The sequence below is a fragment of the Saccharicrinis aurantiacus genome (assembly GCF_947489045.1).
Classification (GTDB): domain Bacteria; phylum Bacteroidota; class Bacteroidia; order Bacteroidales; family Marinilabiliaceae; genus Saccharicrinis; species Saccharicrinis aurantiacus.
The window spans coordinates 285,949-306,738 of record NZ_CANLCN010000003.1; the positions used below are offsets into that span (position 1 = coordinate 285,949).

Annotated in this window: 14 protein-coding genes and 2 tRNA genes; 5 read left to right on the plus strand and 11 right to left on the minus strand. The window is 34.7% G+C overall.

Annotated features, from left to right (window positions below; translation table 11 throughout):
- Positions 1–158 precede the first annotated feature (158 nt).
- The 4 genes from QMO11_RS05990 to QMO11_RS06005 all read right to left on the minus strand — a co-directional run bounded on the left by QMO11_RS05990 (position 159) and on the right by QMO11_RS06005 (position 5,801).
- Entirely contained in the window at positions 159–644 is a 486-nt protein-coding gene (locus QMO11_RS05990; protein WP_282036480.1) for a helix-turn-helix domain-containing protein, read from the minus strand.
- Positions 645–1,865: 1,221 nt separating this feature from the next.
- Positions 1,866–2,372: a flavodoxin gene (locus QMO11_RS05995; protein WP_282036482.1), complete on the minus strand. Its 507-nt coding sequence runs from the start codon at positions 2,370–2,372 to the stop codon at positions 1,866–1,868.
- 24 nt (positions 2,373–2,396) lie between these two features.
- Positions 2,397–4,445 carry an alpha-ketoacid dehydrogenase subunit alpha/beta gene (locus tag QMO11_RS06000; protein WP_282036483.1) on the minus strand — a complete coding sequence of 683 codons (2,049 nt, stop codon included), beginning with the start codon at positions 4,443–4,445 and terminating at the stop codon, positions 2,397–2,399.
- A gap of 45 nt (positions 4,446–4,490) precedes the next feature.
- Complete coding sequence (locus tag QMO11_RS06005) at positions 4,491–5,801, minus strand: dihydrolipoamide acetyltransferase family protein (protein WP_075602421.1); 1,311 nt, start codon at positions 5,799–5,801, stop codon at positions 4,491–4,493.
- Between the two features lie 216 nt (positions 5,802–6,017).
- Here QMO11_RS06005 and QMO11_RS06010 point away from each other — a divergent pair, with 216 nt between their 5' ends.
- Positions 6,018–8,066 (plus strand): M13 family metallopeptidase, encoded by a 2,049-nt coding sequence (locus QMO11_RS06010; protein ID WP_282036484.1) that lies wholly within the window; start codon positions 6,018–6,020, stop codon positions 8,064–8,066.
- Positions 8,067–8,186: 120 nt separating this feature from the next.
- Here the strand turns inward: QMO11_RS06010 and QMO11_RS06015 are convergent, their stop codons facing one another.
- The 5 genes from QMO11_RS06015 to QMO11_RS06035 all read right to left on the minus strand — a co-directional run bounded on the left by QMO11_RS06015 (position 8,187) and on the right by QMO11_RS06035 (position 16,557).
- Positions 8,187–10,817: a glycoside hydrolase family 2 protein gene (locus QMO11_RS06015; RefSeq protein ID WP_282036485.1), complete on the minus strand. Its 2,631-nt coding sequence runs from the start codon at positions 10,815–10,817 to the stop codon at positions 8,187–8,189.
- Positions 10,818–11,086: 269 nt separating this feature from the next.
- Positions 11,087–11,962 carry a TAXI family TRAP transporter solute-binding subunit gene (locus QMO11_RS06020; protein ID WP_282036486.1) on the minus strand — a complete coding sequence of 292 codons (876 nt, stop codon included), beginning with the start codon at positions 11,960–11,962 and terminating at the stop codon, positions 11,087–11,089.
- Positions 11,963–12,298: 336 nt separating this feature from the next.
- A complete protein-coding gene (locus tag QMO11_RS06025) occupies positions 12,299–13,963 on the minus strand; it encodes a 3-keto-alpha-glucoside-1,2-lyase-like domain-containing protein (protein ID WP_282036487.1) in 1,665 nt (554 codons plus the stop codon).
- A 222-nt stretch (positions 13,964–14,185) separates the two neighbouring features.
- Positions 14,186–15,784 carry an alpha-L-fucosidase gene (locus QMO11_RS06030; protein WP_282036488.1) on the minus strand — a complete coding sequence of 533 codons (1,599 nt, stop codon included), beginning with the start codon at positions 15,782–15,784 and terminating at the stop codon, positions 14,186–14,188.
- Between the two features lie 131 nt (positions 15,785–15,915).
- Positions 15,916–16,557 carry a Crp/Fnr family transcriptional regulator gene (locus QMO11_RS06035; protein WP_282036489.1) on the minus strand — a complete coding sequence of 214 codons (642 nt, stop codon included), beginning with the start codon at positions 16,555–16,557 and terminating at the stop codon, positions 15,916–15,918.
- Positions 16,558–16,751: 194 nt separating this feature from the next.
- Between QMO11_RS06035 and QMO11_RS06040 the strand changes: the two genes are divergently transcribed.
- Positions 16,752–16,970: a Nif11-like leader peptide family natural product precursor gene (locus QMO11_RS06040; RefSeq protein ID WP_282036490.1), complete on the plus strand. Its 219-nt coding sequence runs from the start codon at positions 16,752–16,754 to the stop codon at positions 16,968–16,970.
- A 325-nt stretch (positions 16,971–17,295) separates the two neighbouring features.
- Here QMO11_RS06040 and QMO11_RS06045 read toward each other — a convergent pair whose 3' ends face one another.
- Both QMO11_RS06045 and QMO11_RS06050 read right to left on the minus strand, forming a co-directional pair.
- Complete coding sequence (locus QMO11_RS06045; protein ID WP_282036491.1) at positions 17,296–17,730, minus strand: hypothetical protein; 435 nt, start codon at positions 17,728–17,730, stop codon at positions 17,296–17,298.
- A 125-nt stretch (positions 17,731–17,855) separates the two neighbouring features.
- Positions 17,856–19,370 (minus strand): butyryl-CoA:acetate CoA transferase, encoded by a 1,515-nt coding sequence (locus tag QMO11_RS06050; RefSeq protein ID WP_486660037.1) that lies wholly within the window; start codon positions 19,368–19,370, stop codon positions 17,856–17,858.
- A gap of 736 nt (positions 19,371–20,106) precedes the next feature.
- Here QMO11_RS06050 and QMO11_RS06055 point away from each other — a divergent pair.
- The 3 genes from QMO11_RS06055 (at position 20,107) to QMO11_RS06065 (ending at position 20,790) form a co-directional block, all read left to right on the plus strand.
- Entirely contained in the window at positions 20,107–20,313 is a 207-nt protein-coding gene (locus tag QMO11_RS06055; protein WP_075602447.1) for a DUF3820 family protein, read from the plus strand.
- A gap of 274 nt (positions 20,314–20,587) precedes the next feature.
- Positions 20,588–20,661 (plus strand) — tRNA-Asp (locus tag QMO11_RS06060).
- A 55-nt stretch (positions 20,662–20,716) separates the two neighbouring features.
- A tRNA-Asp gene (locus QMO11_RS06065) sits at positions 20,717–20,790 on the plus strand.

Sequence of the window (20,790 nt, forward strand, 5' to 3'; positions counted from 1 at the left end):
AACCAAACAATTGAATAATTAGTAAATGAGAGTTATTATTAAGGGGCTTCCCCAAGGGGCGGGCTATGCGCTATATCTTTGCTTCGCCAAAAAAGGCTCACAAAGGATGCCGCTGCTATCCCTAAGCCAGAAACAACAGCCATTAAATACTTTATTCGTTAATCAGCATCAAAAGTTTCAAAAGTATTGTCTTCATAAAAGAATACAATCTTCCTTAATTTCTTCTTATCAGAACTTAAAGATACTAGATCCTTAGGTGCTACATTATTTGATATTACAGGCTCTGGAACAACTTGTGGACTTACCTCTTTTACCTTATTAAAAATAGGTTTATTAACCATTTTTGAAGATTGCTGAGGCATTTGCTTAGGTTTATTTGTAATTTCCATATCAAACAAATCACTACCACCTTGTTTTTCTACCTTACCAGCATTATTTCTATACATTTCACCTTGCCCTAACAACAACCAATCAGGGTTTATCTTTGGGTATTTAACCAATACTTTCTGTAAAAAATCTAAGCTTGGGTTATTTCGCCCTGATAAAAGATGAGAAATACTCGATCTGTTAACACCTAAGACATCAGCAAATCTTGATGAAGCAATACCTTCTGAGGATAATAAAGTTTGTAAACGAGTTTTCATATGTAATATATTGTATAAGAATATAAAATTATAATTAATTACATATATAACAGCAGTATTTATAGTCCTGTTACATGTGTATCAGTGAGTGAATTTCATTTGTAATGAAAAGCTCGATACAAATGTAATTAATATATTTCAATTACAAAATGAAACTATCTAAAATTGTATATAACTAATAATGTTATTACTTACTTTCAGTAATTTAATCTTATGATCCTTTATATTTCATATTTAAGTAAATATGCATGTTATTATTAATTCACACAATACAGTTTAAGTAGTTGTAATTGATTTAGTTGTGACTATATATATATAAGGAAGTATATCCATGGTTGATTAGTTAAACATGTCTAGTCTGTACAGTTTGGTTGTAACTATATCATCCTCAACTATAGCTACTTAATCGTATAGTAGATAACATTGTAGTACTAGTTTAGGTAGAATTCTTATATCGCTGACTTACAATGAATTATGTTATTTATACACAATGCGATTGATGCAAAATTGCCTTTAAAGAAAGAAAACGTCTGAATACATTATTTATTAATTCATATAAATAATGTAATTATATGATAATTAAGGACTTTTATCCATTGTTAAAATATGTATTGGGATTATTTTTGCAGCTATCCACTATTTGCATATTTATGCATTTACCGAATTTGGAAGTTACATCTTGCAATGATAACCATAAGACTCCCCTACTCTATGTTACAGATATCAACACTAATTTAGTCGGATTTGCGATTACTTTTGTAATTCAAATAATTGAGATCTCTAAAAAATTATACTACGTTTCAAATAGGATGCTTTACATATGTAAATAAAATTCTTGTGAGAATTAAATATCCATCATAAGTTTATATTTGTAATTAGATATATTCCATAAAGAATTTGGTCGGAGTATATCTTATCTCTCATTATTTGGCTCTATTGCCTAAATTCAGAAAAATGGAAGGAAATAATCGATTATTATAACCGTAATGTTGCACATATTTGATCTGAATATTAAATTCTAATCGATTTAATTATGTAAATAAATTTCAGCTTATTTTATGCTCTATTACTTGCGATTTATTTTGTTTGTAGCTGATCAATTATATTTCGACATTAAAAACTTATGGTCTTATTTTTTATCTGATCTTGAAATATTTAGACACAAAAAAAACCTTGCAAAACTAATTGCAAGGTTTTATTATTAAGTATGAGTTTATTGCTCTATTTAAACTCCTTTTTAAGCTGTTCTGTCCAAGCTTCTATTCTTTCACCGGTTAATGCTGCCTGATTCTCAATATCAAGTGCTAAACCAACAAATTGATCACCTCTAGCTGCTTTAGACCCTTCAAATTCATAGCCTTTAGTTGATGTAAAGCCAATTACTTTACCGGCTCTAGCCTCAATGAAATCAGCCATAATACCTAAACCATCAACAAAATTCTCAGCATATCCTTTTTGATCTCCACCACCATAAAGTGCGAAAGTTTTACCTTTTAAAGATCCATCTTCTACAGCAGGTAGAAATTCATCCCAATAATTAGGTAACTCGCCATCAAACCATGTTGGTACTGCAAGTATATAATTGCTATATTTCTTAAAAGTTGCTTCATCAGCTTCTTCAACATTAACTTCTTCGATATTATCAGCTCCAAGAGCTGCAATAATCTTTTGTGCTTGTTGTTTCGTTTTTACTGAATGAAAGCTATAAAATAAACCTATCTTTTTCATATCTAAATTTCTTATAGTCAATAATTAAAACGATAATAACTCACGTGCAGCAACTTCAATCTTATCTGTATTTGGTAATACTGCCGCTTCTAAAATGCGGTTAAAACCAACAGGTGTAAATGTAGATCCTACTCGTTTTACAGGAGCATCTAAATACTCAAATCCTAAATCAGAGATTGTTGCTGCAACCTCACCACCAAATCCAGCAAATACTTTATCTTCATGTACAATAAGTACTTTGGATGTTTTTTTAATTGATTCTAAAACTGTATCAGTATCTAAAGGTACAATGGACCTTAAGTCAATTACCTCAATGTTACCAGCACCTTCTTCTGCTAACTTATCAGCAGCCTCTACACACATATGCGTAGTGTTACCGTAAGTAACAATTGTTAAATCAGTACCTTCACGTCTAATACGAGCTTTTCCAAATGGCACTTCAAATTCTTCTGGAATTGGAGTTGCTGCTTTAGGTGCATTATATAAGGCTTTAGGCTCCATAAAAACCGTCATTCCTTCAGAACGCATTGAAGTACGAAGTAATCCTGCTGCATCATCAGCATATGATGGATATACAATTCTAACCCCTGGGAACGTTGAAAGTGCACCTTCAATATTTTGAGAGTGATATAAACCTCCACCAATATATCCACCAGAAGCTAAACGAACTGTGATGTTTGGTGAGTACTGTCCTTTAGTTCTCCAGTACTCATGGGTTGTTTCAACAAACTGCTCCATAGCTGGCCAGAAATAATCGGCAAATTCTGCACCTTCAACAACAATTCGAATGTCTTTATTATAGCGGGCCATACCATTAGCCGTTCCCATAATAAAGTCTTCTGCAATTGGGGCATTGAATACACGCTTATGTCCAAACTCTTGCTGTAGACCTTTTGATACATTAAAAATTCCACCTTTATCTTTATTGGCCATATCTTGACCCCAAATGTAAGTATGTGGATTTCTTCTAAACTCTTCTTTTAAAGTACCGTTTAATGCTTCAATTAATTTCTTAGGTTCACCTTCTTCATTATGTGTTCCATCAGGAAATTTTTGAGGAACATATGATGGGGCAATTACAAAATCGTGAATACTCTCAGGATCAGGACTTGGTGCCGCTAAACCTGCTTTATGAGCAACTTTCACTTCTGCTTTTACTTCTGCATCAATGGCATCTAACTCCTCTTCGGTAGCTCTGTTGTAGCGAACTAATAAACGACGAAACTTAGCAATTGGATCATACTCTTGTACATAGTTTAATTCTGCTTTGTCGCGATATAAATCATGACGGTCAGAATTAGAATGCGAATGAATACGTACACAATTGGCATGAACTATAACTGGAGTCTGATTTTCTTCAGCATGTTTTTTAGCTTCAGCCATGGCATTCATCGAATCAAAAACATCTTTACCATTACAGTAAATGATGCGTAGGTTCTTCATTCCCTCAAAGTTCTTAGCTACTTTACGGTTAGCCGTTTGATCTTTTTTAGGAACCGAAATACCATATCCATTATCTTGGAATACAAATATTACGGGTAATTTCTCATTTGAGGCACCATTAATTGCTTCATAAACATATCCTTCAGAAACAGAAGATTCACCTTGTGAGCTGATCGCAACTCCTTTAGCTTCGTAAGTTTTTATTGCCCTGGCAATACCAACAGCATGCAAAGTATGGTTACCTGTACACGACGAAACATTATGAATATTGATTTCTGGTTTTGCAAAGTGGTTACTCATATGACGTCCACCACCAGCTACATCTGTATCTTTAGAAATACCATTAAGAATAATTTCAGTAGCTGTTAAACCTGCTGATAAACAAGTTTGCAAATCGCGGTAATACGGAAATAAATGATCGTGTTCCTGATCAAATACCTGACCGATAGCTAACTGAATAGCATCGTGTCCTGCTGCAGGTGCGTGATATGACCAACCAATTGCTTGGCGCAAATAGTTAGGAGCCTTATCATCTAAGCTGCGGCCGAGTTTTAATAAGTGATACCACTTTAATAGTGATTCTTTTTCGGTGGTTTTTATTTTATATATTTCTTGTACGTCTGCCTTCATTGGTTTTAGTTTAAATTGTGCTAATTCAAATTATAACTCTCAATCCTAAATCTCTCTGTTTAAATCAAAAGCTTCAAGATAATCTCCAATCTGGCGTAAGAATCCGCCACCTAGTGCACCATCAACAATTCTATGATCATATGATAGAGAAAGGAACATTTTCTGACGAATACCAATTGTATCTCCTGTTGGAGTTTCAATAACAGCTGGTTTTTTCTCAATAGCTCCAATTGCTAAAATGGCAACCTGAGGTTGATTGATAATTGGTGTACCTATGATATTTTTGAATGATCCAAAGTTTGATATAGTAAAGGTTCCACCTTGAATATCATCTGCTCCAAGTTTATTTTCACGAGCCAATCCTGCTAAACGGTTTACATCAGAGGTTAAACCTGCAAGGTTTTTATGATCAGCTTGCTTAATAACTGGTACAATTAAGTTTCCACTAGGAAGAGCAACAGCTAAACCAACATTTACATTTTTACGATAGATGATTTTATCTCCATCAACAGAAGCATTTACTCCTGGATAATCCCTTAACGCTTTGGCTACAGCCTCTGTAAAGATTGGTGTGAATGTAATTTTTTCGCCATATTTTTCTTGGAATGCAGCTTTATTTTTATTTCTCCACAATACAATATTAGTCATATCCACTTCAATTACAGAAGTTACGTGTGGTGAAACATGTTTAGACATTACCATGTGGTCGGCAATAATCTTACGCATTCTGTCCATCTCAACAATCTCATCTTCTGCATTTACAGAAACTGGAGGTCTTTTTATTTCAGCTGGAGCAGAAGCTGCCTTTGCAGCAGGCGCACTTGGTGTTGATGCCGGAGCAGCTTTTGGTGCTGCAGGTGCTGAACCTTTGGTATCAATATAGTTTAAAATATCTGCTTTAGTTACTCTATTGTTTTGCCCTGTTCCTTCAATAGCATCTAATTCGCTAATTGAAATACCTTCTTCCTTAGCAATACTTTTTACAAGAGGAGAATAGAATTTATCACTCTCGCTAAAGTCTGCTTCAGCTGCAGTGGTAACTTCCTTAGCATCTTCAACAGATTTTTCAACTTCTGCAGCCGCAGACGGAGCACTTACTTCTTCGCCCTCTGCTCCTTCTAATGCAATTATTGCAACCGGAGTTCCGACAGGAACAAGCGCGTCTGTTTCGAATAAAATCTCTTTCACAACTCCATCAACTGGAGATGGAATTTCAGAGTCTACTTTATCAGTAGCAATTTCTAGAAGAACATCATCTTCTTCAATTTTATCACCCACACCAACAAACCACTTAGTGATAGTTGCTTCTTCAACGCTTTCACCCATCTTGGGCATAAGAATTTCAAATGTTGACATATTATCTTGTTTTTGTTTTGTTCGAATTATTTTATCTATTCAATATAACTATAATACTCAAGTATTAATTTATCAAAATCTTAACATAAGTATAAATATACTTTCTTGCTAGTTTGATTTCGTTTTATAAACAACCTAAAATAGAAATGGTTCTATACTTGTTAAATATCTTTATTGCCGATACATTTGTATTCGAAATTTTAAAATACTTAGATTATGAAAATGAAACCGTTATTACCCAAGGCGGGAGTACTTGCTGCTGCAATTTTTATTGCATCTTGTTCTAACAATTCAGACCGAACATTACAAAAACCTACTTTAAATGTAAACGATTTAAGCACAGAATTAGATCCTGGAAATGATTTTTATCGTTATGTAAACAAAAGTTGGATGGATGCGAATCCGATGCCAGACGATAAAAGTAGATTTGGTTGGTTTGATATTTTGTTAGAACAAAATAGAGAAAACCTTAAAGCTATTTTTACTGAAGTTACTACTGGAGAGGTTAAACACGGCACTGTAGCCCAAAAGATTGGTGATTTCTATAATTCAGGAATGGATACTTTAGCAATCGAAAAAGAAGGCTTATCGAAACTTACCTTCTTACTAGATAAAGTAGATGCTTTAAAAAGCAGCGATGATGTAATTGAGCTTTGTGGTTTACTACAAAGCTATCAATTGGTGCCTTTATTTGCCTATTATGTAAGTGCCGATGAAAAAAATAGTAAAATGAATATTGCTGGTTTATGGCAAACTGGTTTGGGGCTTCCTGATAGAGATTATTATTTAGAAGATGATGAAAGTTCAGAAGAAATTAGAAAAGCATACGCTACATTTTTGACTTCTATTTTCACACTTTCAGGAGATAATGATAAAACTGCAGAGCAAAAAGCAAGTGATGTGTTAACTTTTGAAAAAGGCCTGGCTAAAGCGAGTTACACACGTTTACAGAACAGAGATCCGCATTTAACGTATAATAAAATTGATGGTACTCAATTGAGCAAAACGTATTCTTCAATTAATTGGGATGCATTTTTTAAAGGAATGAGTCAACCTGTTCCTGCAGAGATTAATGTGAGTCAAACTGCATATGTTGATTATGTTGGAGAAACGCTCAATTCCACTTCTATCAATACTTGGAAGAATTACTTAGAGTCTTTAATTATTAGATCATTTACAAGTTACTTACCAAAAGCATATACCGATGCAAGCTTTGAACTGTATGGCAAAACCATTCAAGGTAGAAGTGAAATGGAACCTCGTTGGAAAAGAGTTCAAGGGGTAACTAGTAGTGCTTTAGGCGAGGCTGTTGGTCAGCTTTTTGTTGAAAGACATTTTCCGGAGGAAGCAAAAACAAAGATGGTAAATTTGGTTGAAAACCTTAGAGTTGGTTTCTCTCAGCGCATTGAGAAATTAGAATGGATGAGTACTGATACTAAAGTTAAAGCCCAAGATAAATTGGCTGCTATTAAAGTAAAGGTTGGATACCCAAATAAATGGCGCGACTATTCCACTTTAGAAGTAAAACCAGATTCTTATTTAGAAAATGTATTGGCATCTAACCAATTCGATTTTGCCTTTAGCATGTCAAAAATTGGCAAGGCTGTTGATACTGAAGAGTGGCACATGTTTCCTCAGCAAGTAAATGCTTATTATAATCCATCGGGTAACGAAATTGTTTTTCCCGCGGCTATTTTGCAGCCTCCATTCTTTTATTTAGATGGTGACGATGCGGTTAATTATGGTGCTATTGGTGTAGTTATTGGTCATGAAATGACACATGGTTTTGATGATAAAGGTTCTTTATTCGATAAGGAAGGAAATCTTGAAAACTGGTGGACTTCAGACGATTCTACCCGTTTTGCTGCACGTACCCAAATACTAGTTGATCAGTTCAATAGTTTCCAAGTGAAGGATAGTGTTTATGCTGATGGCGAATTAACCTTAGGTGAAAATATTGCCGACCTTGGCGGTTTGAATATTGCTTACGAGGCTTATTTGAATGCCATTAAGGACAAAGGTGAAATTGCTAAAATTGGTGGTTTAACTGATACCGAACGTTTCTTTATGAGTTATGCTAATATATGGGCACAAAATATTCGCGATAAGGAAATGTTACGATTAACTAAGGTTGATGTACATTCGTTGGGTGAATTTAGAGTAAACGGGGCGTTAGCAAACGTAGATTTGTTTTACGAAACGTTTAACATTACTGAAGACGAAGCTTTATATGTAAAACCTGCAGATAGAGCCAAAATTTGGTAAGAAATATTGCTATTAATAACGGTGTGAGCTATTTATAGTTAAATAACACAATTGATAATAATATGATAAGAGAGCGACACAAATAGTGCCGCTCTCTTTTTTTTGAAAACATTATTTATCCTAGTCTTGCGACTTTAATCGGGTTCTTAATTCCATTAAATCCTGTTCCTTATTAACTACATCTAATCTTAATTGCTTAATTTCTTTATGCAACTCAGTTACATCGGCGGGTAAATCAACTCCCTCCTTTTGGATAATTACCATTGGTTTATTCGATGCTTTTTTTGATGCTTGCATGTAACTATTATCAAATAATAATTTAAAATTTGCAGCTTCGGATTGCAATGAAATCTCATCAGAATTTAATCCAGTCGAATGGGCTTTTACGGTTATTTCTCCGGGTTCGTTTGTGGCTCTTAATAATAAAGTAGCAATTCCGAATTCTGTTTTCACAGGATTACCAAAATTTTGAGCATCCCCAATAATTTCTGCAGGACCTTCAACTTCAAAATAGATGTACTCCGAGGCCAATACTTTTTTATATCCATCAATATCAACAACTGTTGCTCTTACAGGAATTATGTCGGAACCGTCGGCAATTAAATTTAAGCCTTCATCTGCAATGCTCAATTTTACAGCTGCCGATTGCTCGGGATAATTTTTAATATCTGTAATAACTACTTCGCTATTAATTAATCCTTCAGCCACCATTTCAATTTCCTTAGTGCGCTTGCGCCAGTCGCTTTTTATCACTTCAAAATCGAATATATCTTTAAAAATAAAGGGCGGATGTGGCATATCTGAAAATTCTGGAGCATCTGATGGTCTTTGAACTGCGATTACCTCACCTAACCACGTTAACCTTATTTCTTCGCAGTTGCTAAATATTACAATATCTCGAGGAGATAACTGTGTTAATTCATTGCAATTAAATAACATAGGTCCACTTGTTATTCCAGGAACTTTATAGTCCACATCGTACTGACTCTTATATAGGTAGTAGGCATATTTTGGTAGTCGAAATACGTTCAAAAGTCCTCCCCAAAACGGATCAGGATGATAACCACGCTGGTGATCGATGCCTGCCCACTTGGCTCCACCTAAGCGAACTTTTGGTGTTGGGTAACGATTGTTTAATTCAACTGCCTGTCGCATGGCTTGAGTAAGTAATGCTTTTTCACCCCATTCCATTTTTACTCTACTCATGGCATTTTGTGAGTGCCAATTGTCAACTTCCCATCCATCACCATACTCGCGATTGAAGGAATTTATGTCGAGATCATCGCCATGATAATACATGTCTAAACCACCTTTTTTTGCTTCCTGATGATCTGTTACGGTATAAAATCCCGGAAACGGAAATTCCTCATGAGCTATTTTATGCATCGTATTCATGGCATGGTGTGGTTGTTCTGGCGTTTCGTTTAATGCAGTTTCCCACATTAAAATGGAAGCTACATTTCTATCTCGGCGCACCAACTGCCTGGTATCATCATATAATCGTTCTTCGAAAATTGGATTTTTAAAATTGAAAAAATGCCAACCCGGATTTGCAGTAGTAGTTAACATACCCAATTCATCGCAGGCATCGTAAAAAGCAGGATCTTGCGGATAATGACCTACTCTTATGATACGGCTTCCTCCCTCACGTAATAATTTCACATCGCGGTATTGACCTGTATTTGGGAGTGCATTGCCTATGTATGCATAATCTTGATGGCGATTGGTGCCAATTATTTTTTCGGTATAGGATTTGCCATTAATATACAAACCTTCGGCTCCTCGCATATCGAATAAACGAATACCTAAACGGGTACGCATGGCATCCACAACCTTACCATTTACTATTATTTCTGTTTTGGCATAATGTAAATAAGGGTCATCAGGGTGCCAAAGATGTACATTTTTTAGTGCTATAGTTTTGGCCAACTGTTCAGCTTTACCCGCATCTAATTTTAGTTTTTGCTTAACTGTTTTGATGGCATTAAAATCGGCATCTTCTATAGTGGTTTTTAAAGTAATCTGCTGAGCGTTATTGGTACTATTTAAAACTTCGGTACGAACTTCAAGTGTAGCATTAGTGCCATCAATAGCTGTGGTTGCTACAAAAACGCCACCTCCTGCAACAGTATTACTCAGCTCAGTTAAGTTTACATGTACGCCTGAAGTTTCAATTAAATAAGTATCGCGATATATACCACCGAAATACGAGAAATCGAGTCCTTCTTGTATTTTACCAGGTAAATAACTCTTATCGTTACTGTTATCTGCCATTACTGCAACAAGTGCTTTTTTATCTTCTTTTATATAAGAGGTGATATCAATGGCAAATGGCAAATAGCCTCCAAAGTGTTGTGCCACCTCTTCCCCATTAATCCATACTTTGCATTTACCCATTACCGATTCAAAATATAGATATACTTTACCATCGGCTGAAGTGGGATTAAAACTAAATTGCTTGCGGTACCATGCTATACCTTGGTAGTTTCTGCCGCCACTGGCATTTTCACCTAGAATTTCTAAGCCATGCGGAAGATTTGCAGCCTCCCAGTCACTATCATCAAAGCTGGTTTGTTCTGCATTTTTTGCATCTCCCTTATAAAAACGCCAACCTACATTAAAGTTATATACTTTGCGTGGAGTATTGGCTACCTCGTAAAAACCTGCATTAGAAAAGTTGATTTGTTTTTTAGCCCAAATTGGTGGTAAACACAAAAGAAAGGCTGTGGTAATTAGTACGTGTAATTTCATCTTATAATTGAATTAACATTTAATGTTCTCTAATTGTAAAGATGAACGTTTTGTTACTTTTGCTTATGACTGTAGATTCAGGAAATGTTGCTATAAGTAAATTACCTACTAGAAAAAGGCTTCAGCATGTTTCTAATAATTAAGAAAGTGATTGTTGAGTTTAAGGAATGTTTTTGTGTTTTAAAGTTGGAGTTAACTTACGAATTGTAACTAAAAAGAAGAGGCCGTCTCATTCTGAGACAGCCTTCAGATTATTAGTACTTAAAAAATTAGTTATTACTTGGTATCTCAACCGTATTCCACTTTGGATGGCCTACTTCTTTTAGGTATTCAATATTAGTGGCAATTCCTGTTTTAATGTTTTCAATTATTTTTTTATCCGCATCAGTAAGCTTGTTTCTATTTACAAGCAATAGTGATCTTATCGAGAATGTTGGTATATCTTTATCAAGCCATCTATATTCACCAGCAGATATTACATCTCTTTCGTATTCTTCGGCCCATCCATTAAAATCAGTTATTTCTACAAGTACTATCTCATCCACCATAATTTGCGGGTCAATATCTAATAATTGTAATGGAGAGCTTCCGATAATAAATGCAGCTTCAATATTGCCCGATGCTACTTTTCTTAACATATCGCTGTAATTCAACTCATTTGCATACCAATCAATTTTAGAACGTTTCTGAATAATCTGAGCCGTATAAAAGGTGCTTTGGTCTTTAGTACCAACGGCAAGTCTTTTCTGATTAAGATCTTCAAGCTTTGTTATACCATTACTTTTACGAGTAAAAATATGCATTTGCTCTTTAGCCATTGGCATAAGTACTATAATTGAATCGGTTTTATGCGTGTCGTTCATTAAGTCCTCTGCCTTTTTAATTCCGAAATAGTCCGATTGAATAAATGCCATTTTTCCTTCCTTAGCGGGATCAATAAGCTGTTCGAAACTAGCCGCACTGCCATCTGTAGATTTGTTAATTAGCTCAATCCCTTCTTTATCTCCAAGAACTTTTACCATATCTTCGGCAAACTGATGATATGAGGTTTTCTCGGGTCCGGACAAAATGGTTATTTGACAGAATGAATTATTAATAGATAAGGTTAGCAGTGTTATTAATAATAAGTAAAGTTTCTTTTTCATGTTTTTAGTATTAGAATTTAGATAATAATATCTGAATATAAGAAAACACTATTAAAATTCCTATACTCTTAATTTAAAGCCTTTACAGGATTAAATAATTGACATAAAAAAGATAGTCTATATAATTTTGAGTCATGAGAACATCTTTCATAAATGATTCCTTTCAGTTGCAGAAAGATTAATGAAATCATCTTAATATCATTCTATGGCATATAAAGACGATAAAACCATAATTTGCATTGGCTATATAGGTCCTATGCAACTATCTTATAATTATTAAGCATTACATCTTCTAAGGTGCAAGGCTCGCATATAAGAAGATAAATATTTGGGGTATTATAATGCTCTAATTTCTATATTTTTAAAGCGAATATTGTTTTGCGAGTTTTTATGTATTTGTAAAGCAATATAACCTTCAAGTCCGACCTTAAGTTTTTTATGCCCTTTATCTTTTAATGTTGCCGCACCATCATAATCTGCCACAACAATATTATTTACAATGGTTTTTATGCGCGTGCCCTTACATATGATAGTCATATCGTTCCATCCAGTTTCATCACCTTCGAAATAATGAATCACACGTTTTGGCGCATATTCCTCCTTACTGATTTTCCAATCTGGTAAATCAGGGTAAACCCATCTTTTTGCGCTTCTGGTTTCATCGTAAATAAAACCATTACGCCAAGGATTGTTGGGATCTATATCTACCTGAGGACCATCGATCCATCCTTTTACATCATTTTCTACTATATCCTTTTCTGAGTATCTGCTTCTAATCTGCACACCACTATTTCCTTTGTTCAGTTTACTGGCCTGAAACTTTAATCTCAATTCAAAATCACCGAATATCTCATCATTTTGCAGCCATATATAATGATGATCTTCTGAGCCAAGGGAATTAGATTCTAGTATACCATCTTTTACCTTCCAAAAGTTCTTACTCTTATCAGCATCAATGCATTTTACACTCCATCCATCTAAATTATGGCCATTAAATAAGGATTTCCAGCTATGATTTAACGAGAATTTTTCAACAGTATTCATATTCGCTCCACCTTGCACATGACTGCCTGCAGCAATGTAAATATCATTGTTATACAAAATAGCTCCTGTACCATGCCGTCCTATGCATAAAGCCGCCAACTGTGTCCATTGTTCTGTTTCAATATTTAAGCACTGAGTATTTGTATACGCTTGTTTTTGCGAGCCTTCGCCACCCATATATAAAATAGAGTTGCCAATGTTAACAACAGCACCAGCTGCAGTACCATATGGCAAAGGAGACTTAATAGTGTACCATTCTTGTTTATTAAAATCGTATACATCTACAGCCCTTTCTGTAGCCCAAAAGAAGGCATTAAAATTATTAGGATAATGAACGCTTGAGTTTCGTCCACCTATACAATAAAGCTTATTCTTAACCACAATACTCGAAAAATGATCTCGTACGTGAGGAGCTTTTGTAAGACTTTGCCACTCTCCTGTTTTTAAGTCATAACTATCAAAGCGATTATGTGTACCACTAGTATGTCCAAATTCAATTCCACAAGTCATGTATATTCTATCCTTGTATAAGGATGCGCCTGCTCCTCCACGTTGCATCTCCTTTGGTATGGCATCACCTTTCTCCCATTTATCGGTATTGGGATAATAGATCCAAATATTTTCAACAGGAATTTCTTTAGGATATCCTTTTGTCATGGCACCCATCAAGTAAATGGCATCTTTATAAACCACAGCCTGAAAGTGATGAATTTCAAAAGGTGTTTTACCAAGCGAAGTCCAGGTATTATTCTCAGGATCAAAAACATTCACGGGTTTTATACCCCTACCACCTATTAAGTAGAATTTACCCTCAAACTCAATAAAGGAATTTTCGTGTCTACCAATTACTTCTCCTGTGGTTTCAACACTTGTCCATCTATAATTATCCAGATGTTCTTGGGCAGATAACTGCATGATCATCAAAATGAAGAATGAGATGCTGTATAATTTTTTCATAAAATATTTAGCTAATACTATTAGCTATAAATATACTTGATCAACAATAAATAATGATATAATAATCATTGATTTTGAGGGGGTAGTCTCGTAGTGTTTGTATATTAACAATAACATTGCATGACATTAAGGTCCTAATTTCTATTTTAGTTAAACAAAAAAAAGCGATAATATGTAAGAGTTATATACATACTATCGCTTCAATATAATTGAATTCAATAACTATTTTACACTCGGAATTTGACCTTTAAATTCCATTTTTATAGGATAAGCATATTTGTAGTTGGGTTGTTTAGGTAAGTTCAATAATAAGCCTTCATTGCTTTGTTCAAATTTTATTTTACCCTTCGCTCCTATCATTCGCATCGATTTTAAGCTACTTAAATCAGTTTCGCTCATGCTCGTAATCATAAACTTACCATCTGATGGCCACTTTAAAATAGTGGCATAAAGAATTGTATTTTCTTTATTACGGGTAAAGCGGATATCTTGATTGGTTGCAGTATACATTTTATGACCAGTTTCATTTTTTTGTCCCCATAGTTCGCCTACTTCACCGAATATTTCATACGGACGCGTACTATAAACTGCCTCTCCACATATATTTAACCAATCGCCTAATTCATACATCATTGTTTTTTGCTCTTCGGGGAAAGTACCATCTGGTTTTGGTGCAAATGATAACATGAGCACTCCGCGCTTACTAATAATATCCATTAGCTGATCAACAATCATATTGGTAGGTTTAATGGGTGTTCCTTCTACATAACCCCAATTATGATCGTCGTAAACACAATCATCTGTTTGCCAAACCATATCTGCGATATCATTCATACCACCGCGCTCAAAATCTCGCACAGCCGCACCTTGACGCCATGTTGGCCATCCTTTATAATTAATTACTACGTTAGGATTACCCATTGTACCCTTACCCGCTTCAATGGCATTATTATAATAATAGGCCCCAAATTGTTGCTTGCGCGATTCCCATTCTTTCGGGTTAAATCCCCAATCGAAATAATACAAATCAGGCTTATACATATCTGCAAGTTCTTTTGTACGGTCTAACCAACGATTCATATCACGCTCACTGGGCTTAACTGCACCCCTTGAACGCGGAATCCAGGTTTTACGTGTTTCGCCATCGTACATTCTAATGGTATCTGCGCTCGCTTGAACGATAGGATTTCCGTATAAATCTTCATATGCAGGATTGACTGCATCATACCTATTAATATGATTCCACTCAAAAAAGCAATAATTCCATGCCGTATGGTTCGAAACGCCAAACTTCAGTCCTTTCGAACGGGCTGCTTCGGCCATCTCACCAACCAAATCACGTTTGGGTCCCATATTTACCGAGTTCCATTTACTTAGTTTGGTATCCCATAAACAAAAAGCATCGTGATGGGCTCCCATCATTGTAAAGAATTTAGCACCTCCTTTTACACAGAGATCAGCCCATTCATTGGCATTAAAGTTTTCTGCCTTAAACATAGGTATGAAATCCTTATATCCGAACTCTTCTGGCGGTCCGTATACTTCATTATGATGTAAATGAGTTGCTAAGCCCTGGTTATTTCTGCTACTTTGTCCTTTCTGACAATACATCCAGCGCCCATACCATTCAGCAGCATGACCACCTTTAAATGCAGGTACAGAATAAACGCCCCAATGTACCCAAAAGCCTATTTTAGCATCTTCGTACCATTCTGGAGCCTGATAATTTTGTAATGATTCCCAATCTGCACTATATTTTGTTTGCGCCTTAACAGAAATTAAGTTTACAACTAATGCAATTGATAAAACGGATAGTTTCATAAATTATTTACTTAAAGGTTATTTAAAAATTCTTATGTTCTACAATTTATCTACATGTTAAATAAACAAACACTTCTGCTATTATAATGCCTTTTCTGTCCATCAATAGCACCCTTCAGTAAATTTTATAACTAAAATAACGTACTTACATCAATTTTATTCCTTGATAATTTAACTCTTCCAATTTTTTCGAGCTGTTTTAATAACCTAGAAACCACCTCACGAGAAGTATGTAAATCATCGGCAATTTCTTGATGTGTACCTTGCAGTATTAATGTATTGGTATCTTTTGATCTCTGTATGAGGTATTTCTCCAGACGCTCATCCATCTTTAAAAAAGCAATACTATCTACGGTTTTTAATAATTCCTCAAAGCGAGTTCTATAAGCGATCATTATAAAACTGCGCCAACTACTGTATTTCTGTAACCACTCATCCATGTATTTTATTGGTACCATGATTGCTGTGGCCTCGTCTATAACAGTAGCCCTAACTTCACTAATGGCCCTACTCATGCAACATGAGATAATACTTGCACAGGTTTCTCCACCGTTTAAATAATAAAGTAACAGTTCGTTACCCATATCATCTTCACGAACTATTTTTATGCTTCCCTTAATTAATAATGGCATTGCTATAACATCATCGGCAATATTGATAAAATTCTGATTAGCATCGATAGTTTTAATACTGCAGTACTTTTCTATATCTGCTAGTAATTCGGGTTCCAAGAGTGATGGAAAGTGCTTCTTTACAAGTTCTGTTATCTCCATAGATTAAGTTTCATATTCAGTGAGCAGCAAATATAATAAATTCAAAATGTAGTTTAACTTTTCCCCTTCATTTAAATAATAGTTTCAATATAGCACATAAATACACTTAAAATTTACGATTTAACAGTATTTGTATTTTAAATATTACATAATGTAATTATCTTTGAGAAAATTAAAATTTAAACTTATATATTATGTCAAAGAAAGATGTAGAAGCATTATTAGACAAAGGAGGAGATGATAGAGAGTTTCGTGTTAAATACGACAACATATTCTCTATGGAAAAATTTGCAGCTGTAGCAAAAGAAGATGGTTTTGAGTTTACAGCAGAAGAATTACAAGCTGTATTACGTGAAAACGGAGATGGCTTTGAATCTACAGGTAATCCACCTAAAAAAGCCATTTGGATATAATATCCAGAAAAACCATATGATTTATAGTCATATACAACCAATTACAATTAGTTTTAAATGAAGTTGTTTAAAGTTGTCTGGAAATTTAGAGAGTGACATATTGGTTTTCAGTGGCAAGGCTCAATTTTTATTACATAGCCTTAGCTACGGAATAAAAATTAGCAGAAGTCAATGAAACGAGAGTTCTATGAGACAAAATAAAATACATGTTTCAATCTCATAAAATCAAGATGTTACTCGCAGTTTTTCAGCACGACTTTAAACAACTTCAATATACATAAGTGTATATTTAAAACTAATTTGGTTTATAACCTTACTGTATAGATTAAAAGCAGATCCTGATATTTAATCCAAAACTATCTGCATTAAAGGTAGTGGTATCAATCATTTGGAAATAAGGTCTCCAATCAACCCCAATTGCTAAAGGTGCACTTGAAAAGTGATATTCTATCCCAACTTCACCAGCTGCACCAAATTTAAAAGCATCTCCAAAAAAAGCAGTTGGCCCAACACCTGTATACCACATAAAGCCTTTTTCACCTCCTAAATTCTGATACCAAAAATCCCATAAACAATCTATACCCATGCCTCCTCCAAATGTAATATCTGTATGTAAACGAGAGAATTTACCTAAACTAAAAACACCATCGATAGCAACCTGACTACCACTAAAGTTATGGAAACGAATACCAACTTCTTGTGCTTGACTTGTTGATAATAATGTAAGAAGGAATAGAATAGAAAAAAGTAATTTCTTCATATGGTGATTGAATTAAATAGTTTGATGTTTAAAGTTGTGTGAAAAAAAATCGAGTAATTTCGATTAAAAAAAGGGTTGCTCTTACGAACAACCCCTCATTATATATTATTAGCTAAAATGGTAGATTACCATTTAGTTTTTCTCATATCACCTGAAGATAAAAACTCACTGTGCATGTTGAATACTGATTTCAATGCTTGTGGAGTTTGAGGCTCACCATCAGTTTGCGCTAAATAATCTCTCATTAAGTCTTTGTAATCAGGGTGTACACAATTCTCGATAATTGTTTCTGCACGCTGACGAGGAGATTTCCCTCTTAAATCGGCAACACCTTGCTCAGTAATTAATACTTTAACCGAGTGCTCTGAGTGATCTTGGTGAGATACCAAAGGAACAATAGCAGAGATAGCTCCACCTTTAGCAACTGAAGGACAAGTAAATATTGAAAGGAATGAGTTACGAGTAAAGTCACCCGAACCACCAATACCATTCATCATTTTTGTACCTAAAATATGCGTACTATTAATGTTACCAAAGATATCTGCTTCAATTGCAGTATTAATAGTAATTAATCCTAACTGACGTACTAACTCCGGGTTGTTAGAAATCTCTTGCGGACGAAGAACTAATTTATCTTTAAAGAAATCGTAATCTTTATATATTTCATCTAATACAGGAGGCGAAACCGTTAATGAACAACCAGAAGCGAAAGTAATATCACCTTTTTTCATTAATTCAATAACCGACTCTTGAATAACCTCAGTGTACATTTTAAATGGAGGAATATCCTCGTTAGATCCTAATGAACCTAAAACGGCATTTGCAATGTTACCTACACCCGATTGAATTGGTAAAAACTCCTCAGGAATAGTACCTTTACGTAATTCACCAGCTAAGAAACTTGCTACGTTATCACCAATTTTAGCAGTAACCTCGTCAACAGGAGCAAAACCACCTGTTTCGTCAGGAGCATTGTTCTCAACGATACCCATAATTTTAGCAGGATCGATTCTTAATACAGAATCACCAATACGCATATCAGGAGCGTGCACAGGAATAGACTTTCTGTAAGGAGGATCTAAAGGCTCATAGATATCGTGTAAACCTTTAATATATGCTGGGTGATTTGTATTTAACTCGATAATAACTCTTTTAGCTAACTTAGCAGCCGTTGGAGAAATACCTACACCTGAAGTTAAAACAACTTCACCGTTAGGAGAAACATCTGCCGCCTCAATGATAGCCACATCAATATCACCAAAAAAGCCATAACGCATTTCTTGAGCTAATGCAGATAAGTGCATATCAAAATACTCAACTTCACCACTATTAATAGCGTTTCTTAAGTCTTTATTAGACTGGTAAGGCGTACGGAATTTAACTGCATTAGCTCTAGCTAATTTTCCATCTAAAGAGTCACCTGTTGATGCTCCTGAGATAACTCCAATTTTAAACTCTCTTCCAGCTTCGTGCTCTTTCTCAGCTTTCGCTGCTATTGCTGCAGGTACTACTTTAGGCGAACCTGCTGGTGTAAAACCACTGAACGCTACAGTTGCATCATGATGAATGTATGATGCTGCTTCTTCTGGTGTAATTTTTTTAAATGACATATCTGTTCTAATCGAATTTTTTATTATCAAAATAACGAGCGCAAATATAAGTCAAACATGGTAAATAATCACACATATTAAAGAAATATTTCTTTAAAAAGAAAAACTTCTACACCTCAACATTTATGGGCTTCGTAGAGTGTATTATTTAGCTAAAGCACTCCATGTTCTACAGCATATATATGTTAATTTATTGCTATATTAAATATTCGTTCATATTAATTTACAATAACTGTATTAATATGAATCAAGAGTTGTGCTTTATTAGTTAGACTGTAGAGATTTTATATTATTCACATATTTTATTCAATTGTATAGATTTTTATACCATTCCATAAACCCTGATTTACTTTCCACTACTTTATTAAAAGAATGCAAGGGATTTTTTCAGGAGTGCTTCACTCGGCATTATACAAGAGAACTTGATACTACTTTCACCTGAGCCCCTAATGGTGATGATGCTAAAGCAAACGAAGCTTATTAAATAGGAATTGAAAGATTTCTATATTAGCTCAAAAAATAAAAGCTAGACAACGATTATTATTTTCTTCTTCTAAATAGACTATTCTAGCCTAATACCCAATATACCTCAGTTTCTCAAATGTGCTTACTGCGTACCTTATATATATAATAGGTGCAACATTCTTAAGTTAGGGACAACTTATATTAGTTTAATAATTTAATATATTTGCTTCCAGATTATTACACTTTAATCACTAATAAAACAAACTTTAAACACCACTGCAGTTCACTTAAAACTTGATATATGGATAATAAAATTCTGCTGGAATTAGTTCGAATGCGAATGCCTTATGGAAAATATAAAGGAAGAATAATATGCGATTTACCTGAATTCTATTTGGCTTGGTATCATCAAAAAGGTTTCCCTGAAGGGAAAATAGGAATGTTATTATCAACATTGTATGAAATTAAACTGAATGGATTAGAGTATTTATTAAAACCTTTGAGATAGTTTTTATGGAAATATGTTAAGTATATAATTATTTCCTCTAAGTGATAATTTGCAAATTGGCCTATAAATAGTGCTATGATATGACAATTGACACATCTTGAATATTTGCTAATAAAAAACATAAAATAATTTCAAGCACTAAGACCCTGTATTGTAGATAGCTATTGCAATATGGCTCATTTTACCTCGAAAATAATTGCAAAATAAAGCCCCTTACTGTTGCAAATAGAAAAAGAACCTCTATCTTTGCATCGCTTTAATGAAAAACAATACTGGTCTGGTAGTTCAGCTGGTTAGAATGCCGGCCTGTCACGCCGGAGGTCGCGGGTTCGAGTCCCGTCCAGACCGCTAGTTAATCTCTTTGGAGATAAAGAAAAAATCTAAATTACATTTCCTTATAACTGGTCTGGTAGTTCAGCTGGTTAGAATGCCGGCCTGTCACGCCGGAGGTCGCGGGTTCGAGTCCCGTCCAGACCG

Coding starts and splice junctions, on each gene's coding strand:
- QMO11_RS05990 (WP_282036480.1), bottom strand. CDS start 644: ATGAAAACTCGTTTACAAACTTTATTATCCTCAGAAGGTATTGCTTCA.
- QMO11_RS05995 (WP_282036482.1), bottom strand. CDS start 2,372: ATGAAAAAGATAGGTTTATTTTATAGCTTTCATTCAGTAAAAACGAAA.
- QMO11_RS06000 (WP_282036483.1), bottom strand. CDS start 4,445: ATGAAGGCAGACGTACAAGAAATATATAAAATAAAAACCACCGAAAAA.
- QMO11_RS06005 (WP_075602421.1), bottom strand. CDS start 5,801: ATGTCAACATTTGAAATTCTTATGCCCAAGATGGGTGAAAGCGTTGAA.
- QMO11_RS06010 (WP_282036484.1), top strand. CDS start 6,018: ATGAAAATGAAACCGTTATTACCCAAGGCGGGAGTACTTGCTGCTGCA.
- QMO11_RS06015 (WP_282036485.1), bottom strand. CDS start 10,817: ATGAAATTACACGTACTAATTACCACAGCCTTTCTTTTGTGTTTACCA.
- QMO11_RS06020 (WP_282036486.1), bottom strand. CDS start 11,962: ATGAAAAAGAAACTTTACTTATTATTAATAACACTGCTAACCTTATCT.
- QMO11_RS06025 (WP_282036487.1), bottom strand. CDS start 13,963: ATGAAAAAATTATACAGCATCTCATTCTTCATTTTGATGATCATGCAG.
- QMO11_RS06030 (WP_282036488.1), bottom strand. CDS start 15,784: ATGAAACTATCCGTTTTATCAATTGCATTAGTTGTAAACTTAATTTCT.
- QMO11_RS06035 (WP_282036489.1), bottom strand. CDS start 16,557: ATGGAGATAACAGAACTTGTAAAGAAGCACTTTCCATCACTCTTGGAA.
- QMO11_RS06040 (WP_282036490.1), top strand. CDS start 16,752: ATGTCAAAGAAAGATGTAGAAGCATTATTAGACAAAGGAGGAGATGAT.
- QMO11_RS06045 (WP_282036491.1), bottom strand. CDS start 17,730: ATGAAGAAATTACTTTTTTCTATTCTATTCCTTCTTACATTATTATCA.
- QMO11_RS06055 (WP_075602447.1), top strand. CDS start 20,107: ATGGATAATAAAATTCTGCTGGAATTAGTTCGAATGCGAATGCCTTAT.